Annotated in this window: 17 protein-coding genes; 8 read left to right on the forward strand and 9 right to left on the reverse strand. The window is 45.6% G+C overall.

Translation table 11 applies throughout. The features are described from left to right. Nucleotides 1–472 precede the first annotated feature (472 nt). Together GFS24_RS28260 and alaS are read right to left on the reverse strand one after the other, a co-directional pair. The gene (locus GFS24_RS28260) at nt 473–1,444 is read right to left on the reverse strand and encodes a PDZ domain-containing protein (RefSeq protein ID WP_153665767.1); all 972 of its coding nucleotides are present in this window, start codon (nt 1,442–1,444) and stop codon (nt 473–475) included. Nucleotides 1,445–1,569: 125 nt separating this feature from the next. Beyond that, a complete protein-coding gene (gene alaS / locus GFS24_RS28265; protein ID WP_153665769.1) occupies nt 1,570–4,185 on the reverse strand; it encodes an alanine--tRNA ligase in 2,616 nt (871 codons plus the stop codon). A gap of 321 nt (nt 4,186–4,506) precedes the next feature. Between alaS and GFS24_RS28270 the strand changes: the two genes are divergently transcribed. From GFS24_RS28270 to GFS24_RS28280, 3 genes are all read left to right on the forward strand, one after another. Then, nucleotides 4,507–5,478 (forward strand): M23 family metallopeptidase, encoded by a 972-nt coding sequence (locus GFS24_RS28270; protein WP_153665771.1) that lies wholly within the window; start codon nt 4,507–4,509, stop codon nt 5,476–5,478. Between the two features lie 122 nt (nt 5,479–5,600). Continuing rightward, complete coding sequence (locus GFS24_RS28275; RefSeq protein WP_253906626.1) at nt 5,601–6,140, forward strand: MerR family transcriptional regulator; 540 nt, start codon at nt 5,601–5,603, stop codon at nt 6,138–6,140. Between the two features lie 10 nt (nt 6,141–6,150). Then, nucleotides 6,151–6,657, forward strand: a complete 507-nt coding sequence (locus GFS24_RS28280) for a hypothetical protein (RefSeq protein WP_153665773.1) — start codon at nt 6,151–6,153, stop codon at nt 6,655–6,657. Nucleotides 6,658–6,780: 123 nt separating this feature from the next. Here GFS24_RS28280 and GFS24_RS28285 read toward each other — a convergent pair whose 3' ends face one another. Continuing rightward, nucleotides 6,781–7,884 carry a mechanosensitive ion channel family protein gene (locus tag GFS24_RS28285; protein WP_153665775.1) on the reverse strand — a complete coding sequence of 368 codons (1,104 nt, stop codon included), beginning with the start codon at nt 7,882–7,884 and terminating at the stop codon, nt 6,781–6,783. 23 nt (nt 7,885–7,907) lie between these two features. Further along, nucleotides 7,908–9,050, reverse strand: a complete 1,143-nt coding sequence (locus GFS24_RS28290) for an amidohydrolase family protein (protein WP_153665777.1) — start codon at nt 9,048–9,050, stop codon at nt 7,908–7,910. Nucleotides 9,051–9,204: 154 nt separating this feature from the next. Between GFS24_RS28290 and prfA the strand changes: the two genes are divergently transcribed. The 3 genes from prfA to GFS24_RS28305 all read left to right on the forward strand — a co-directional run bounded on the left by prfA (nt 9,205) and on the right by GFS24_RS28305 (nt 11,787). Then, entirely contained in the window at nt 9,205–10,275 is a 1,071-nt protein-coding gene (prfA, locus tag GFS24_RS28295) for a peptide chain release factor 1 (RefSeq protein ID WP_153665779.1), read from the forward strand. Between the two features lie 76 nt (nt 10,276–10,351). Next, nucleotides 10,352–10,927, forward strand: a complete 576-nt coding sequence (locus tag GFS24_RS28300; protein ID WP_153665781.1) for a hypothetical protein — start codon at nt 10,352–10,354, stop codon at nt 10,925–10,927. A gap of 176 nt (nt 10,928–11,103) precedes the next feature. Further along, nucleotides 11,104–11,787 carry an OmpA family protein gene (locus tag GFS24_RS28305; RefSeq protein ID WP_153665783.1) on the forward strand — a complete coding sequence of 228 codons (684 nt, stop codon included), beginning with the start codon at nt 11,104–11,106 and terminating at the stop codon, nt 11,785–11,787. Nucleotides 11,788–11,856: 69 nt separating this feature from the next. Here the strand turns inward: GFS24_RS28305 and GFS24_RS28310 are convergent, their stop codons facing one another. Further along, on the reverse strand, nt 11,857–13,044 hold the full coding sequence (locus GFS24_RS28310) for an aspartate aminotransferase family protein (protein ID WP_153665785.1): 1,188 nt from the start codon (nt 13,042–13,044) through the stop codon (nt 11,857–11,859). A gap of 34 nt (nt 13,045–13,078) precedes the next feature. Here GFS24_RS28310 and GFS24_RS28315 point away from each other — a divergent pair, with 34 nt between their 5' ends. Beyond that, nucleotides 13,079–13,600, forward strand: a complete 522-nt coding sequence (locus GFS24_RS28315) for a gamma carbonic anhydrase family protein (RefSeq protein WP_153665787.1) — start codon at nt 13,079–13,081, stop codon at nt 13,598–13,600. Nucleotides 13,601–13,808: 208 nt separating this feature from the next. After that, on the forward strand, nt 13,809–13,973 hold the full coding sequence (locus tag GFS24_RS28320; RefSeq protein ID WP_153665789.1) for a hypothetical protein: 165 nt from the start codon (nt 13,809–13,811) through the stop codon (nt 13,971–13,973). Here the strand turns inward: GFS24_RS28320 and rsgA are convergent. Genes rsgA through GFS24_RS28340 form a run of 4 tightly spaced genes read right to left on the reverse strand, consistent with a single transcriptional unit; the run spans nt 13,970 to nt 17,830 of the window. Further along, nucleotides 13,970–14,899: a ribosome small subunit-dependent GTPase A gene (gene rsgA, locus GFS24_RS28325; protein WP_371731332.1), complete on the reverse strand. Its 930-nt coding sequence runs from the start codon at nt 14,897–14,899 to the stop codon at nt 13,970–13,972. The genes GFS24_RS28320 and rsgA overlap by 4 nt on opposite strands. 18 nt (nt 14,900–14,917) lie before the next feature. Further along, on the reverse strand, nt 14,918–15,928 hold the full coding sequence (locus GFS24_RS28330) for a VWA domain-containing protein (RefSeq protein WP_153665793.1): 1,011 nt from the start codon (nt 15,926–15,928) through the stop codon (nt 14,918–14,920). Between the two features lie 7 nt (nt 15,929–15,935). After that, the gene (locus tag GFS24_RS28335) at nt 15,936–16,937 is read right to left on the reverse strand and encodes a hypothetical protein (protein ID WP_153665795.1); all 1,002 of its coding nucleotides are present in this window, start codon (nt 16,935–16,937) and stop codon (nt 15,936–15,938) included. A 20-nt stretch (nt 16,938–16,957) separates the two neighbouring features. Beyond that, nucleotides 16,958–17,830, reverse strand: a complete 873-nt coding sequence (locus tag GFS24_RS28340; RefSeq protein ID WP_153665797.1) for a DUF58 domain-containing protein — start codon at nt 17,828–17,830, stop codon at nt 16,958–16,960. Nucleotides 17,831–17,848: the final 18 nt, after the last annotated feature.

Genomic DNA, 17,848 nt, shown 5'->3' on the forward strand with positions numbered 1-17,848 from the left:
GGGAAATGAGATGGGGACTAATACACAACATGGGCCTCCAGCCCAGTCACTCACTTAGTTCACCCCATCTCTTTCCTTCAATTTAATCCATTATTTTATCCATACAAATCTAAAGGTCACTCACTTGTACAGTTGGTTCTTTATTCTTTCACCAAAAAAGAAATAACCGCCCTTTCCTGCCCGGCAAACCCTCAGCTCTAAAATAACCCCCCCCCTTCTAAAAAAGAAAGAAAAACCGCCCTTTGCATCGCGGCAAACCCTCAGCCCTCAAACAACAAATACTCTTTCTAAAAAACACCATCCCTTCCTAATAAAAACACCTCCCTCAAAATAACTCCCCTTCTAAAAAAAGAAAAGAAAAACCGCCCTTTCCTGCGCGGCAAGCTCCCAGCCCCAACAACAAAAAAAACGACCCGCATAACACGAGCCGCTTCTTTTTGCTTTACACTTAAAACTATAAACTTTTAACCCACTACAGGTTCTCTTTATTTAATTTCTTCGGCACTTTGATCGTAAGTGTCTGCACCGTTCCATTCCTTTTCACTTTAGCAGTAATACTACTTTTCCCTTCTTTATTTTCTTTATAAAGGTCTACTACATCTTTTGCATTCTTAACTGGTTTACCTGCTAATTCCGTGATCACATCTTTCTCTTTAAACCCTGCATTATCTGCAGCAGAACCATCTGCTACCTCCAGCACAGCAGCACCATTCGCCTCTTCAGTATCCTGCACAGAAAGCCCCAATCTTGCACCACCCCGTTCCCTAAAAAACTCCGCAAAAGGATACTCCCTTCCATCAGGCGTATTCCCAAACGGACTCCTCCCTTCAGGCATCCTAAACCGGAATTGATCACCCTCCGGCGCCAAACGCAAAGAACGACCAGCATCCGGACGTTTATCAAGCGTAGCCGTAGCCTTATTTTCTTTTCCGTCACGCAGGTAAGTAACAGTTATTTTATCACCAGCCTTCAGACCACCAATCGCCTCATATAACTCCTGCGGCTCAAGGATCTTTTTATCATTAATACCAGTGATCACATCCCCGATCTTTAATCCTGCTTTTTCAGCCGCACTACCTTCCGCTACTTCAGAAATAGTAGCTCCTTTAGCATCTTCCTTTCTGGTGATAACTCCCAGCACAGCAGGATTGGGTCTTAAAGAAAGCTCCTGTTCCTCAAGGGGAGGCAGGTTCCCATTCCTGGGTACGATCACCCGGCGGCGAACAATAATATCCTTATCCTGGAATTCATCTAATTTCTTCCCGTCTGCAAACACCTCACCACCCTTGATCTCAATGGTCACTTTCGCGTCCTTATCCCCGCCTTTTCGTTTGATGATGATCTCATCATATTCACCCAGTTTAGAAGAAGGCCTTTCCTGTGAAAAAGCCGGCAGAGCCATCACAATGGCCCCGAAGCTGAATACGAATAATAATCTGCGCATAAAAATATCGGGTTTTATGTACAGCAAATTTAGGAACTAACAAGGGTAACGAAATGTTAAAAAAAGACAGGCGGACACCGGTAATTGTTACCCGTATCCGCCTGTTTATGAATAGTATTTTTAGCCTAAAGGATCTGCTTCACCTGCTCAATCACCTGCTGCAACTGGCTAACATCCTGCCCGCCAGCCGTAGCCTGTGTCGGCTGTCCACCACCACCACCTTTGATCAGCGAGGCCACCTGTTCTTTAATGATCTTCTGTGCATTCAGCCCTTTGTCCTTCACAAGATCTTCAGATAAGAGAACCGCCACTTGTGCTTTCCCTGCTACATTAGCCGCCAGCACAATTACATACGGCGCAGTGAGCAGGTCTTTTGCAATGGATCCACACTGCCTTACCATATCCGCACTGCTTACTTCTACAACCGCTCCCAGGAATTGAACACCATTCACCGTTACCGCCTTTTGAGGTAAAGTAGCCGCCAATTGCTGTGCCTGCTTGGCTTCCATAGATGCCAGCTGTTTCTCTAAAACAGTTTTATCATTCGCCAGGTTCTCAATAGCTTTTACAATATCCTTCGGGTTCTTCAACTGCAGTTTCACTTCTTTCAACTGCTGTAATTGTTCATTCACAAAAACTTCTGCCTTTGATCCCGTTACTGCTTCCACACGACGAACACCAGCTGCCACTGCACTTTCAGTAATAAATTTGAATTGCCCTAATTCACCTGTATATCCAACATGCGTACCACCACAAAGCTCGATAGAGTAAGATGGATCAATGGTCACCACACGTACCGTTTCCCCATACTTCTCTCCGAAAAGCGCCATAGCACCCAGCTTCAGGGCTTCTTCACGAGGCAGTTCTTTTATCACAACAGGAATATTCTCCCGTATCTTTTCATTCACGATCGCTTCAATAGCCGCCAGTTCTTCATCCGTTACTTTCGCAAAATGAGAGAAGTCGAAACGCAGGTAATCTGCATTTACGAGAGATCCCTTCTGTGCAACGTGTGTTCCTAAAACTGCTCTCAAAGCTGCATGCAGCAAATGCGTAGCAGAGTGATGGCGTTCCGTGTTTTTCCTTTTGGAAGCATCAACCACGGCTGTTGCGGTGCCCGATGGTTTAGCTGGCAAAGCATCCACAAAATGAACGATCAGGTCGTTCTCTTTTTTGGTATCTGTAACGGTGATGATCTCTCCATCAAAATCCAGCGTTCCGGTATCACCTACCTGCCCGCCGCTTTCTGCATAGAAAGGAGTTTTGTCCAGCACCAGTTGATACTGTTCTTTTCCTTTTGCTTTGATCTTGCGGTATTTCAGCACTTTTGCAGGAGATTCCAAAGAGGTATATCCTATAAAGATACCGGAAGGCTGATCCTGCAAAACAGTCCAGTCACCCATATCCAGTTCAGTAGCTGCGCGGGAACGGTCTTTCTGCTTTTTCATTTCAGCATCAAAACCAGGCTCATCTACTTTAAATCCGTTCTCATTGGCTATCAGCATGGTAAGGTCCAGCGGGAAACCAAAAGTATCATATAGTTCAAAGGCCGTTTTGCCATCTACATTTTTAGAAGCGGCACCACCCATAAAATCATCCATCCTGCGGATACCACTATCCAGCGTACGCAGGAAGCTGCTTTCTTCCTCAAAAACCACCTTCTTCACAAAATCTTCCTGTTGCAGCAGTTCCGGGAACACCTTCGCAAACTGACCAGCCAATACCGGCAGCAGTTCATGGAGCAAGGGTTTTTTCACATCCAGGAAAGAGAAATAATACCTTACTGCTCTTCTCAGGATCCGGCGGATCACATATCCTGCCCCTGTATTGCTGGGAAGTTGTCCATCAGCGATCGTGAAACAGATAGCACGGATATGATCAGCGATCACCCGGAAAGCGATATCTATTTTCTCCGTTTTCCCATATTCTTTACCACAGAGCTTTTCCGTAGCATGGATCACCGGCATGAACACATCCGTATCATAATTACTCTGTTTTTGCTGGAGTACGCGAACCAGCCGCTCAAACCCCATCCCCGTATCCACATGTTTGGCAGGTAGCGGTTCAAGACTACCATCTTTCAGGCGATTGAACTGCATGAACACGTTATTCCAGATCTCAATCACCTGGGGGTGATCATTATTCACGAGGCCTTTGCCCGGAATGGAGGCTCTTTCCTCATCCGATCTGCAATCCACATGAATTTCAGAGCAGGGGCCGCAGGGGCCCGTATCTCCCATTTCCCAGAAATTATCTTTCTTATTGCCCATCAGGATCCTGTCTTCGGCAATATATTTCTTCCAATGGTCCATGGCTTCTGTGTCAGCCGCCAGGTTTTCTTTCGCATCTCCTTCAAATACAGTCACATATAAACGATCCTTGGGTAGTTTATATACTTCCGTCAGCAGTTCCCAGCTCCAGGCAATGGCTTCCGGTTTAAAATAGTCCCCAAAGCTCCAGTTACCCAGCATTTCAAACATGGTATGGTGGTAAGTATCAATGCCCACCTCTTCCAGGTCATTGTGTTTACCACTTACCCGGAGGCATTTTTGGGTATCTACCGCTCTTTTATAAGGTGCCGGTTTGTTTCCCAGGAAAATATCTTTGAACTGGTTCATGCCCGCATTCGTGAAAAGGAGGGTAGGGTCGTTTTTCACCACAATAGGGGCTGAAGGCACGATATGGTGGCCTTTGGAAGCAAAAAAATCCAGGAACTGTTGTCTGATCTCGGCTGCGGTCATAAAATATTACTACGTATTAATATCTAATTTTAACTTTATAATTGCGTCGGTTCTAAATTTGACTTTAATTTGTAATTAATGAAAAATCAGTTTGCTCTTAAAATTGACATTCAAAAGGTTGCGGTTTTAGCCTATTTCGCTTAGGTTTGTGCACCCCCGTTTTTAATTGTACAATGCAAAGGACAGGATAAACGCGGTGCAAAAATATCGAAATAATCAAAAACAAGCTATAATCGCGGTTTTCCTTAAAAAAAAGCAGCGATAATAATATTGACCGCGTTACGTTAGAACGGCGCGCACCATATCAACCCAAACAGGTTCATGAAGAAGATCAAATATTTTTATAATACACAAACACTAAAATACGAAAAGCTCGTAGTATCCCTGCGAGTGAAGATATTAAGGATCCTGGGGTTTATTTCCGCGGCCATCGTAACCGGTATCCTCTTCCTCTCTGTGGCCTACCGCTTCCTGGACTCTCCTAAAGAAAAGCTGCTGCGCGCAGATATCGATAATATGAAGGAGGAATATGACGCCTTGCAGGGAAGGATGAGTGAACTGAAAGGCCATATGGACGAATTGCAGCACCGGGATAATGAAATTTACCGTGTCATCTTTGAAGCTGCTCCCATTCCGGACAGTGTAAGGGCCGGTAAACCGGAAAAGGCCGAAGAAATGCAGCAATTGCAATCCAAGGACAACCGGGAAGTGATCAACGCCACCACCAGTATCCTCGAAGAGTTGATCAACCGGGTGAAAGTGCAGGAGAAATCTTACATACAGATAGAGGACCTGATCAAGAACAAACAAAAAATGCTGGCCTCCATCCCAGCCATCCAGCCAGTATCCAATAAAGATCTGGACAGGATAGCTTCCGGTTTCGGCTACCGGATAGATCCCATCTATAAAACCATGAAGTTTCACAGTGGTCTCGATTTTGCGGCTCCTTCCGGAACGCCTATTTATTCCACGGGTGATGGTGTGATAGAAGAAGCCAGTCTGAGTGATGTGGGTTATGGCAATCACGTAGTGGTTAATCACGGTTATGGTTATAAATCATTGTATGGCCACATGGTAAGGATGAAAGTGAAACGCGGGCAAACAGTGAAACGCGGAGATGTTGTGGGATGGGTAGGAAGTACCGGTAAATCAACCGGCCCGCATTGCCATTATGAAGTAAGTAAGAACGGTTCAAAAGTAGATCCTGTATATTTCTTTTTCAACGACCTTACGCCTGAACAGTTTGACCGCATGCTGAAAATAGCCCGTTCCGGCAACCAGTCCTTCGATTAATGGAATGATTATTGAAGGAAATGCCCCGTGTGCATAAAATTAGATAGCTGTGCCAGGTAGGATGCGTAGGCGATTCCGTAATATTGTATCCATATTCTCTTCAATTACAATTGATATCGGTTATGATGCAGCAACTGGACTTATTTGGAGCCGAGCCGCAACAGCCCGCACCCGGCAAGCCTGCACCTCAAAAGGAGTTGGATAAGGATAATATTGTTGGTGGGGAAGAACTGCCTGCTTCGGAAACCATCGGTCATCTGCCCTTAAAGGGAAAGAAGCGCGGCCGCAAAAGCCTGAAGGAACTCGCCAGCGATCCGCATGTGATCCAGGAACTGGAAAAACTCACACTGGATAAACAATATTATTCTATTAGTGAAGTAGCCGGTATGTTCAGGGTAAACACTTCCCTGATCAGGTATTGGGAAAATGAATTTGATATTCTGCAACCCAAAAAGAACCGAAAAGGAGATCGCCTGTTCCGGCAGGAAGATATCCAGAACCTGAAGCTGATCTATCATTTACTGCGCGAACGGAAATACACCATTGAAGGAGCCAAGCAAAAGCTGCGGGAAGATAAACGTTCCGCCTCCCGAAATTTTGAAATGGTGAAATCACTGCAAAAAGTGAGAGCATTTTTAACAGAGCTAAAAGATCAATTATAAAATACAAATTATGCGTTTACACACAGTATTATTAGGATGTGGATTGCTGTTGTCTTCTGTGACTATGGCGCAATCCGTTAATGGCAACACGCAGTTGAAAGGAAAGATAGAAATGAAACAACTGATCAGTGATTCCGCTTTTGCATGGTTCTATACCGGTGTAAACAGGTACGATGCAAACACCAATATGGTCAACTACATTAAAACGAATAAAGATAAAATTCAACTGGTAGCACTCGTGAATACCACAGACGATGCCAGCAAAAAATTATTACCAGCATTCTATAAAGTGATGATCCTGGCCAGCGTACCGGAAGAAAGCATTCACCTCTACGGCGCAGATAACAGTGGTAATACCGGAAACACCGTAGCTGATGGATACAAAGTGAAAAGATTACCTGTTATCCTCGTGATGAGAGACGGTAAAGAAGAAGGCCGCATCTCCGGTAGCCCCAAACAAACCGTGGAAGATGACCTGGCTCAGATCATTATGAAAATGAATAATAAGAAAGATTAGTTCAATACAATAGCTATTATTGCAAAAGCCGCGCTGAAAGTAATCTCAGCGCGGCTTTCGTATTCTTGACATAGGCTCAACATAGGGTACTCGTATAAGCATCCTATAGCCACCCTATATCCATCAGACTACAGGTGGCGTATCCGTTTTCATAGCCAGCCTCACCTCATTTTCCTGTAATATCCTTATAGCAGCAATATTCACATCCTCCCGCAAATTCACATAAGCCGCGTTCTCCAGTATATTGGTCATATAAATGATCTGCAACACAAAGGAATCCTTCGTGAAATCGAAGAGGCTCACAGAATACCCCGGTTCCACATCTTCATGTTTCGCTAAATAATCCTGCACTCCCTGTACCACTTTAGATACCTTGTCCGAAGGCGTATCTGCTGCCAGTTCTAATTTAACTGACACCCTTTGCTGTGTGCGCAGGGAAAGATTATCCAGCACACTATCCACCATCTTTTTATTGGGCACCGTCACAAATGTTTTTTCCAATGTACGGATGCGGGTACTGCGTAGTCCTATCTTTTCCACCGTTCCCTGGAAGGAATCTACTTTTACACTGTCTCCCACACGGAAAGGTTTATCCGAAAATATAATGAAGGAACCAATGAGGTTTTCAATACTTTCCTTGGCAGCCAATGCCAGTGCAGCGGCGCCAATCCCAAGCCCTGCCACCAGTTTCTCTACAATGTGCTGCCCGAATAAAATATTGATCAGTATCATACCGCCGATAATGATCATAATAGCTTTGAAGAAATCACGAAAGAAAACAATGAACTGGTTATCCGTTTTATCTTCCGTGAGGTCTGCTTTCTTTTCAAGGATCAATGCTACAAAGTCCATCAGGCGCAGGAGTATCCAGATCACTGTAAGACTGAACGTGATCTGCAGCAGGGTGTCCAGCAGCATGTGCAGCGTGTACGGATCATTGCTGCGGTTATAGATAATGATATTCAACTCCGGCGGAAATACCAGGTGATTACTGGCCATGATAAAAGCAGTCAGCAAGAGGAAATATTCCAGCGGACGTAATAATAATTCTACAAATTCATGTTGCTGAATGGTGGGAAACCAATGTCTGATCAGCTTGAAAAGCCCTGCGGCCAGGCTTTTCGATAACACCCGCCGGATGAAGAACACAAATAACACAATCCCCAGCACAATACTATAATTGCGGATGGAATTGCCAAAGATAATATGGTCAAGGATGTCGTTCATATTTTGCAAATGTAAATAAATACCTATAACCTGAAAACCTTCGCCTCATCACCCACAACCTGCACGATCCCCGGCTTTTTCCCTTTATCAAAACTCCCGTACAAGTCTGCAATTCCCAATGCCTGTGCACCATTGAGAGTAGCCCACTGCATGATATTCACCAAAGGAATATGCGGATAATGTTCCCGGATAGTTTTGATCTCAGACCATATAGAAAGCTGATGATTGGAAGCAAGGCTATCCGTTCCCAGCGTCATCCTGGCACCGAGTTGCAGAAATGCAGGAATATCCGGCAGCCGGTTTTCGATATACATATTCGCATTGGGGCAGAGGCACCAGAATATTTCCTGTGGCCTGGAATTAGCGAAGCGTATGTCCATTTCCGTTGTATAGGTATTATGCACCAGCAGCATGCGGGGAATGTGAGAAAAATAAGGAAGGTAACTTTGCAAACTGGTGATGCCGGTAGGAGAAAAGTTAGCAATATCAATCCCAAAATGCTGATAGAAATCCAGGAAGTCGCCCGTTTTGTGTTTGTACAATTCATCCTCCGCAGGGCATTCCTGGTTATGGATGCTTACAGGCGTATTGCCTTCCATGCTGCCCAATAATTTAAACAAAGTGGCAGATACAGAATAGGGTGCATGTGGCACCAGCGAAACCGGCTGCTCCTTTTCGGCAAACTGAGAGAATACAGCAGCAGAATGTTCCAGCCGTTGATGCGCTACCGCATCTATAAAACCCATGCATTCCACAAAGCTGTGCCAGTAAAGGGGAGAGTTTAACTTATGTGCCAGGGTAGCTGCTGTATTGCAGATATCCCCCACGGCCACGATCCCTCCTTCCTCCATCTCTTTCCCGGCGGCCATGATAGCCTCCTCCAGGAAATCCGCAGTGGGGGGCTGCCGTTGCTCCATCACTGTCCTCAGGAAAAGAGGAAGCCCTGTATGCTCCGGTACCTTCCCTTTCATATGAGAAAGTTCCAGGTGGCAATGTGTGTTAATAAACCCGGGAGAAAGCCAGCCTTCCACTGTTTTAATATCCTCGCCTGCCCAGGACCGGGGAACCAGTGCAGAAACGTTTCCTGCATCATCCAGGATCAATACCCTGTCCGGTCCATGGAACCGTTGACCATCAAAAATGTCTTCTGCCGCCAGCTTTATCATCTTTGCAAATTATCAATTACGAATTAGGAACAGCTACTTCGTTTTTTTTAGGGGCAAAAATGTAATTTTGCAACCCGAAGCAATTACGAAATACGGTTTTTTCTTTCAATGTTAATCATATTCGTAATCCGTAATTGTTAATTCGTCACTCATTATGATAGATAAATTAGAAGCCATCAAGGGCCGCTACGAACAGGTAGCTATGGCACTCACCAACCCTGAAGTGGTGAAAGATAATAAGCAATTCAGCAAGCTGAGCAAGGAATACCGCCAGCTGGAAAAGATCGTGAAGGCTTACGAGAACTACCGTAAGTTGCTGGATGCCATTGCTTTTAACAGGGAAGTGCTGGAAAGCGGGGATGATGAAATGAGGGATATGGCCAAGGAAGAAACCGAAAGCCTGAATGAGCAGAAAGACAAGGCAGAAGCAGATATCCGTAACCTCCTGATCCCGAAAGACCCGCAGGATGAAAGAAATGCGATCCTGGAGATCCGTGGTGGTACTGGTGGGGATGAAGCCAGCCTTTTTGCAGGAGACCTCCTGCGGATGTACCTGCGTTATTGTGAGAACAAAGGCTGGAAAACCACGATCATGAATGAAAACCCCGGTTCCGTGGGTGGCTATAAAGAAGTTGTAGTAGAAGTAACCGGCGACGATGTATACGGTACCCTGAAATTCGAATCCGGCGTACATCGTGTGCAACGGGTCCCAGCAACAGAAGGTTCCGGAAGGGTCCATACTTCAGCAGCTACCGTGGCTATTTTGCCCGAAGCAGATGAAGTGGATGTGGATGTAAGGGATGCAGATATTAAAATGGACACTTTCCGGGCATCCGGAGCAGGTGGCCAGCACGTAAATAAAACAGAATCTGCGGTAAGGCTTACCCACATTCCTACAGGTGTGATCGTGGAATGCCAGGAAGGCCGTAGCCAGCACTCCAACAGAGATATTGCCATGAAAATGCTGCGTACCCGCATCTACGAAGCTGCCGTACGCAAACATGAAGATGCCATTGCCTCCAAACGTAAAAGTCTTGTTTCCACCGGAGACCGTTCTGCCAAGATCCGTACCTATAACTATCCACAGGGCCGGGTTACAGATCACCGCATTGGAATGACCGCCTATAATATGGATGCTTTCATGAATGGGGACATCCAGGACATGATAGAAGCCCTGCAATTCGCTGAAAATGCGGAGAAAATGAAGATGGGAGACCAGGTCTGATTTAACACAACAATTTGAGGCAGGGGAATGTTATTATCATCTACAGTAGTATCTTTCCACCCTAAACCATATCAAAATGCTTGATCAATTAGTTCAACTGGTGCGTGATAGCGCACAGGAAACAGTGGTAGCCAATCCAGCTATACCTAATGAGCAAAACGATGCTGTGATCGGAGAGGCTTCTCACTCCATTGCTTCCGGTTTACAGGAAGCCCTTGCCAGTGGAAATGTAAAAGACGTAATGGGTCTTTTTAATTCCAATGGCCAGGTAGACAATAATAACCCCGTGGTCAACAACATTTCTGGTAACCTTATTGGTAGCCTGATGGAAAAGTTCAACCTGAATGGTGGCACTGCATCAGCTATTGCCGGTTCTCTCATCCCCAGTGTATTAGGTTCCTTAGTGAAAAAGACCAACGACCCGAGTGACAATGGTTTTTCACTGGACGGCATTTTCAGTTCCCTCACCGGAGGTTCCACACAAGGCCTCAATTTGGGCAGTCTGCTCGGCAAATTTGCAGGCGGACTGGATAAAGACGGTGATGGTGATGTGGATCTGCAGGATATGGTAGGAATGATCAGCAATGGTGCAAAACAGCAACAAGGCAGCGGAGGATTGGGCGGCCTTTTAGGCGGCATCTTTGGAAAATAACTGCACAAAACAGACAGGAGAGCATCGTCTCCTGTCTGTTTTTTAAAATACTGTCCCTCAGTAGTTTATGGGAAAAACCACTTTGTTGGCAAACTATTTGTTTAGGCTAGTGCACAAACTATATGCAGGCAACAAAAAACCTGTCCAAAAAACTCACTATGTTAAAATTTACTAAGATGAAACGAATGAATGCATTTGCAGCGATAGCTTTAGCCGGTACACTGTTGCTTGGCAGCTGTAGCACATGGCAGAGCATGGATAATACAAAGAAAGGTGCTGTGATTGGTACCGGTGGTGGTGCCGCAGCTGGTGCCATTATTGGTAAAGCAGCCGGTAATACAGCGCTCGGAGCTATCATTGGTGCTGCCGTTGGTGGTGGTGCCGGTGTATTGATCGGTAAGAAAATGGACAAACAGGCACAGGAGATCAAGAACGAAGTACCCAACGCTACTGTGGAAAGAGTAGGGGAAGGTATCAACGTAACCTTCAACTCCGGCGTATTATTCGGATTTGATAAATCAGATCTTACTGCCACTGCACAATCCAATATTCATGAACTGGCAGCCGTATTAAATAAATATCCTGATACACACGTACGGGTAGAAGGGCATACAGACGATACCGGTGCAGACGCTTACAACTACAGTTTGTCTGAGCGCCGTGCAAAATCCGTTGCCGCTTATCTGGTTGCACAAGGAGTAGCTGCTAATCGTGTACAGACTTTCTGGTATGGTGAAACCCAGCCTAAAGTAGCAAATGATTCAGAAGCGAATCGTGCTCAAAATCGTCGTGTTGAGTTTTCCATCTATGCAAATGACAAGATGAAACAAGACGCGAAGAAAGAATCAGGTCAGCAATAAAAGTATTTTTCGAATTTTCTCATAAGCATTTGAAAATTTCCTCCTGGTTTTCCGGGAGGATTTTTTTATTTAGGACACCAGCGTGTCCAATCCCGCCAGTATGATCTTACAAGCTGCACGGATCTCTTCCTCCGTAATGATCAAAGGAGGCACCAGCCTGATACACTGCGGCGCAAACAGGAACCAGTCTGTGATCACACCTTGTTGTATGCAATGATCGATCACTTTTTTATTAGCAGGAAAATCTTCCAGTTCAACCGCCAGCATCAATCCTCTTGAACGTACTGCTTTAATGCGCGGATGTTTCAGCAATTCTAAAAACAGTTTTTCTTTAAAAACCACACCTGCCATCATATCTTCTTCCATCAATGCTTTCATCCCTGCAAGGCCAGCTGCACACGCAACAGGATGACCACCAAACGTAGTGATATGGCCCAATACAGGCTGATTCGTCAGGCTCCACATCACATCCCGGTTGGCAATAAAAGCGCCAAGCGGCATACCACCTCCCAATGCTTTACCCAGTAACAGGATATCCGGCACCACATCATATTGCTCAAATGCCCATAAGGTTCCATTCCTGCCAAAGCCACATTGTATCTCATCCAAAATCAACAGCGTTCCCGTTTCCGTACAGCGCAAACGCAAAGCCTGCAGCCATTCCCGCTGAGGTGCCAGCACACCCGCTTCCCCCTGGATCGTTTCCGCAATCACACAAGCCGTCCGCTCCGTAATATTGCTCAGCATGTCCATGGAATTATGAGAAAGATGCTGCACATCCGGCAACAAAGGCCGGTAGGCATTCCGCCAGTATTCATCGCCAATAATACTCAGTGATCCCTGCGTAGAGCCATGGTAGCTATTCTTAAAAGCAATGATCTCCGTACGCCCTGTATGGCGTTTAGCTAATTTCATAGCCCCTTCCACCGCTTCGCTGCCTGAATTCGTAAAATATACGCTGTTCAAAGAAGCCGGCAAATGATCCGTCAGGTATTTGGCATAAGCCACTTGGGGGGCTTGCACAAATTCCCCATACACCAAAAGATGCATGTACGTCTGCGCCTGTTCCTGGATCGCCTTTACCACCTTAGGGTGGCAATGCCCGATATTGCAAACACTGATCCCCGCAATAAGGTCCAGGTACTGTTTGCCATCCGCATCCCACATATACATGCCTTCCGCTTTTACGATCTCCAATGCCAGCGGGGCATCTGAGGTCTGGGCCACATGTTGTAAAAAAAGCTGCCTGTTATTCATTGCCGCGAAGTTAGTGAAGTTCTATATTTGTAACATGCCAGTAATATTACCAGTAAAAGGAGTATACCCTAAAATGGGAGAAAACAGTTTTATAGCCCCCAATGCTACCATCGTAGGAGATGTGATAATGGGGGATGATTGCAGCGTTTGGTTCAATGCCGTTGTGCGGGGAGACGTGAACAGTATTCGTATGGGCAACAAGGTGAATATCCAGGATGGAGCTGTGATCCACGCCACCTACCAGAAAACCAAAACCACCATCGGCAATAATGTGTCCATTGGCCACAACGCTATTGTACATGGCTGCACTGTAGAAGATAATGTATTGATCGGCATGGGCGCCATCGTAATGGACAATGCCCATATCGGCAGTAATACCATTATTGCCGCCGGAGCAGTGGTTTTGGAAGGAACACAAGTGGAAGCGGGCACTATTTACGCCGGCGTACCCGCCAAAAAAGTGAAAACCATCAGCCAGGAGCTGATCCATGGAGAGATCGACAGGATTGCCAACAACTATATCATGTATGCAGACTGGTTCCGGGATCAGGTATAATCACTTGAAGAAAAAATGCTATATTGCATAAGACAAATACCCTGTCCCTATGAAAATAAAATGGTTATTAATGCTTTGGGCAGTTTTTTTACTGACCAGTTGCGCATCTCAGAAATATGGCTGCCCGGGCAGCACGTATTACAACAAGGGGAATGCAAAGCAAAACTCAAAGGCCGGGAAACAAATGAAATTATTCTAAACAGAAGGTATGCGCAGGTTTTGCTTTTTACTCGTGATGGCAACAGCTATCCTGGCTATTGGATGCCGCACGCAAAAAACAGGTTGTAAGATTCCCAGGCGTAGTATGGGTGCAGAAAAAGTGATGGACGAAATGAACAACCCCCCGAAGAAAGGGCTGTTCAGAAGAGGTTAGTAAGATTTGTCTTCTATCGTATGCCAGATAGCTACATAGCTAAGGTATCGTTCCATATCCAGTTCTCCCGCTTCCACAGCATCTTTCACCGCACAGTCAGGTTCATCCAGGTGTTGGCAGTTATTGAACTGACAATTAGGAAGAAAAGGCTGCATATCCAGGAAATACTGGGAGAGTTCCGTTTTAGGAATATCAACGATCCCAAATTCCCTCACCCCCGGCGTATCGATCAAACGCCCGCCCTCCGGCAGATCAAACATCTCAGCGAAAGTAGTAGTATGTAAACCCTTTCCGCTCCAGCCACTCACGTTTTTTGTTTTCAATTTAAGGTCTGGCAATAACCGGTTGATGATAGTGGATTTTCCCACACCGGAATGCCCCGAGATCAGGCTCGTTTTATTATGCAGCATCGCTTTCACTTCTTCCATACCAGCACCCGCTCCCGCAGCAGTTAGCAATACCTGGTAGCCCATGGACTCGTACACTATTTTCCAGTGTTCAAACTTTTCCATTTCCTTTTCCTTGTACACATCCTTTTTATTGAAGATGAGCACAGCAGGAATATGATAAGCTGCAGCTGTTACAAGAAACCGGTCAATAAACCCCTGGGAGGTACGCGGTTCTTTCACCGTACAAACCAATACCGCCTGATCCAGGTTAGCCGCAACAATATGTTTTTTGTGTTTGCCATGCGGAGAAGACCGCACGATATAATTCTTTCGGTCTTTGATATCCGTGATCATGGCAGCTGCCTCTGCATCCTGTTCCAGGCTGATGATCACTTCATCGCCTACCGCAATAGGATTGGTAGAGGTGATATCATCATCCCGCTTAAAGATGCCTTTAATACGGGCCTGAAGAAAGTCACCAGCCTCAGTTTTGGCAGCATACCAGCTGCCCGTTGATTTGTAGATCGTTGCTTGCACGGCGTAAAGATAAGCCAATTAAGGGAGTCTCTTGAAGAGTGTGTATCGCAGCACCACTTCCAGTAAAAGACAAGCCAGGGCGATCATGGCCAGCGGGAAGAAATATTCTTTATAACGTTTGTACGAAGTGATCTCAACTTTCGTGCGTTCCAGTTTGTCAATCTCTCCGTAAATATTTTTGAGCGAAGTATTATCCGTAGCCCTGAAATAACGGCCACCCGTTTCAGATGCGATCTTCTTCATCAGCGGTTCATCTATCTGCACATCCACCATCTGCATTTGCACACTGCCATCAGGCATCGTAGCAGGAGAGGGCGCTTTGCCGATTGTACCAACACCCACCGTATATACTTTGATCTTATAAGCTTTGGCAATTTCAAGTGCCGTGAGCGGATCTACTAATCCCGTATTGTTCACACCATCCGTGAGCAGCACGATTATTTTGCTTTTCACTTTACTGCTATGCAAACGGTCCACCGCAGTAGCCAGCCCCATTCCAATAGCCGTACCATCCTGCAACATACCACTGCGGATCGTCATGAGTTGTTGTTTCAACACAGCATGGTCCATGGTAATAGGACACTGGGTAAAACTTTCGCCGGAAAAGATAACAAGCCCGATACGATCACTGATACGGCTGTCCACAAAATCCATCGCCGTTTTCTTCGCCGCTTCCATTCTGTTAGGCTGCAGATCTTCCGCCAGCATACTACCGGAAATGTCTATACTTAATACAATGTCTATCCCTTCACTGTCTATATTTTCAGAAGTATTAGATGTTTGTGGACGGGCCAGTGCTGTTACCAGTGCTGCAAAAGCAAGCACGCGCAACACCAGCAAAAGCGGGCGGAAGCGTACTTTCCAGGATACAGGCAAACCTTTCAGGCCTTGCAGGGAAGATACCTGGATAGATCCCTGAAACTTGCGGCCAGCACTGAATTGCCACCAGATCATTGCAGGAATGAACAGGAGCAGCCAGAAGAAGACCGGGTAAGCAAATTCAATATGTTTCCAGATTTCCAGGTTCATGCGTTTATTACGAATTTGTGCTGTTAGGTGCAGGTTGTTCTGTTGCAACGGCAGAAGGTTTCGTCCATTCCACCACCGCAATCGCTTTACGGAGGCAATCCTCATGTTCCTGTGGTGATGGCTGTAACTTGGCAAACTTTGCCAGGTCCGCCACCGTAAGGATGGTTTGCAATTTATCCCGTTGCTGATTCAGCACCGTTACAGGTTTAATGTTTTGCATCAACTCCGCACTGGTTTGTTCCAGCGCAGCAATATGGAACTGTTGTTCAAAATATTGCCGGAGGATATCCGTGAGTTGCGTATAATATAATTTCACATCGCTGTTCCAGGTTTTTTCCTTTTCCAGCAATTCCAGTTGCTCCATTGCCAGTTGGTAAGGAGGTTTGGCTGGTTTTACAGGAGCCGCAGCCACAGCAGGTTTACGCTTCTTATGCCAGAATACAAAGTACAGTACAATAGCCGCACTCAATGCTAAACACGCCAGCAGGTAAGGCCAGTAATCCAGGATGTTCCAACCCACGGAACGTAATTCCTTAATAGGTTTGAATGCTTTAGTAGTATCTACAGCAACCGTATTTACATCAATGAAAAAAGGCTCCGTAAAAACAGAATCATAAGAACCATCCGTTACAGAGAACACTTCAAATTTCATGGGCGGCATTTCCCAGCGGCCGGAATCAAAACTAGTGAGGGTAACGATCTGTTTAAATAACTTCTGTTGTTCATTGGAACCAGTAGTATCTATTTGCGTACGTTCTACGATCTCTATGTGATTGAGGGAATCCGGCAGATTGGGGAACACAACTTTCAGATTAGCGCCTTTCAATGCATAGATCATCACCTTGGCAGTAAGTGCTACTCTAATGGGTTCGCCAATACGAATTTTCGTAGTATCAGGGCTCGCTTTCACCTTAAAATAATCCTGGTACTGTTCCTGCGCAAACAACTGACTTGTTGCAAGCAGGCATCCCAGCAAGGTATACACGAATATGTTCTTATTAACTTTCATCCGGTGTGGCAGTGATCAGTTTATGCTTTAACCCTTTTCAGGAAAAATGATTGTAGTGCTTTTACATAATCTTCATCCGTACGAATACTGACCAGGTCTGCCCCGCTTTTCATAAATGCGTTACGGCAATACTGCGCATGCTGCTGGAATTGCTCGGTGTAATATTTCCGCACATTCCTATCGCTGGAATCCACCCATTGCGTAGCGCCTGTTTCACTATCCGTCATCTTCATCATACCCACAGAAGGCAATTCCTTATCCCGTGGATCATATACCTGTACACCCACCACATCATGCCTTTTAGAGGCAATGTTGAGTGCATCCTGGTAATTACCGGAAAAGAAATCGCTCAGCAGGAACATGATGCTGCGCTTCTTGTTCGCATTGTTGAAGAAACGCAGGGTCTCCGCGATATTCGTCCCTTTCTTTTTTGGTGTAAAGGATAATAGCTCGCGGATGATGAAGAGGATATGCGATTTACCTTTTTTAGGCGGAATGTATTTCTCCACCCCATCACTAAAAAAGATCACGCCCACCTTATCATTATTTTTGATGGCAGAAAATGCCAGTACTGCACAGAGTTCTGTAACAAGACTACGTTTGGTATGCTGGGCAGTACCAAACGTTTCACTTTCGCTCACATCTACCAGCAGCATCACTGTTAACTCCCGCTCTTCTTCAAACACCTTTACAAAAGGATGATTGAAACGGGCCGTTACATTCCAGTCAATAGACCGCACGTCATCACCAAAGTGATAATCCCTCACTTCGCTGAAAGACATACCTCTGCCCTTAAAAGCGCTGTGGTACTCGCCTGCGAAGATATGGTTGGTTAAACCTTTGGTTTTTATCTCCAGCTGGCGAACCTTCTTGAGTATTTCTGAAGTCTCCATGTTGTTGCAGGTTTTAAT

Origin of the sequence: Chitinophaga sp. SYP-B3965, from assembly GCF_009647655.1 — a bacterium.
Taxonomy (GTDB): domain Bacteria; phylum Bacteroidota; class Bacteroidia; order Chitinophagales; family Chitinophagaceae; genus Chitinophaga.

What these genes read in the sequence shown, in the direction of transcription:
- GFS24_RS28260 (WP_153665767.1), bottom strand. Translation starts at nt 1,444, where the DNA reads ATGCGCAGATTATTATTCGTATTCAGCTTCGGGGCCATTGTGATGGCT.
- alaS (WP_153665769.1), bottom strand. Translation starts at nt 4,185, where the DNA reads ATGACCGCAGCCGAGATCAGACAACAGTTCCTGGATTTTTTTGCTTCC.
- GFS24_RS28270 (WP_153665771.1), top strand. Translation starts at nt 4,507, where the DNA reads ATGAAGAAGATCAAATATTTTTATAATACACAAACACTAAAATACGAA.
- GFS24_RS28275 (WP_253906626.1), top strand. Translation starts at nt 5,601, where the DNA reads ATGATGCAGCAACTGGACTTATTTGGAGCCGAGCCGCAACAGCCCGCA.
- GFS24_RS28280 (WP_153665773.1), top strand. Translation starts at nt 6,151, where the DNA reads ATGCGTTTACACACAGTATTATTAGGATGTGGATTGCTGTTGTCTTCT.
- GFS24_RS28285 (WP_153665775.1), bottom strand. Translation starts at nt 7,884, where the DNA reads ATGAACGACATCCTTGACCATATTATCTTTGGCAATTCCATCCGCAAT.
- GFS24_RS28290 (WP_153665777.1), bottom strand. Translation starts at nt 9,050, where the DNA reads ATGATAAAGCTGGCGGCAGAAGACATTTTTGATGGTCAACGGTTCCAT.
- prfA (WP_153665779.1), top strand. Translation starts at nt 9,205, where the DNA reads ATGATAGATAAATTAGAAGCCATCAAGGGCCGCTACGAACAGGTAGCT.
- GFS24_RS28300 (WP_153665781.1), top strand. Translation starts at nt 10,352, where the DNA reads ATGCTTGATCAATTAGTTCAACTGGTGCGTGATAGCGCACAGGAAACA.
- GFS24_RS28305 (WP_153665783.1), top strand. Translation starts at nt 11,104, where the DNA reads ATGAAACGAATGAATGCATTTGCAGCGATAGCTTTAGCCGGTACACTG.
- GFS24_RS28310 (WP_153665785.1), bottom strand. Translation starts at nt 13,044, where the DNA reads ATGAATAACAGGCAGCTTTTTTTACAACATGTGGCCCAGACCTCAGAT.
- GFS24_RS28315 (WP_153665787.1), top strand. Translation starts at nt 13,079, where the DNA reads ATGCCAGTAATATTACCAGTAAAAGGAGTATACCCTAAAATGGGAGAA.
- GFS24_RS28320 (WP_153665789.1), top strand. Translation starts at nt 13,809, where the DNA reads ATGCGCAGGTTTTGCTTTTTACTCGTGATGGCAACAGCTATCCTGGCT.
- GFS24_RS28330 (WP_153665793.1), bottom strand. Translation starts at nt 15,928, where the DNA reads ATGAACCTGGAAATCTGGAAACATATTGAATTTGCTTACCCGGTCTTC.
- GFS24_RS28335 (WP_153665795.1), bottom strand. Translation starts at nt 16,937, where the DNA reads ATGAAAGTTAATAAGAACATATTCGTGTATACCTTGCTGGGATGCCTG.
- GFS24_RS28340 (WP_153665797.1), bottom strand. Translation starts at nt 17,830, where the DNA reads ATGGAGACTTCAGAAATACTCAAGAAGGTTCGCCAGCTGGAGATAAAA.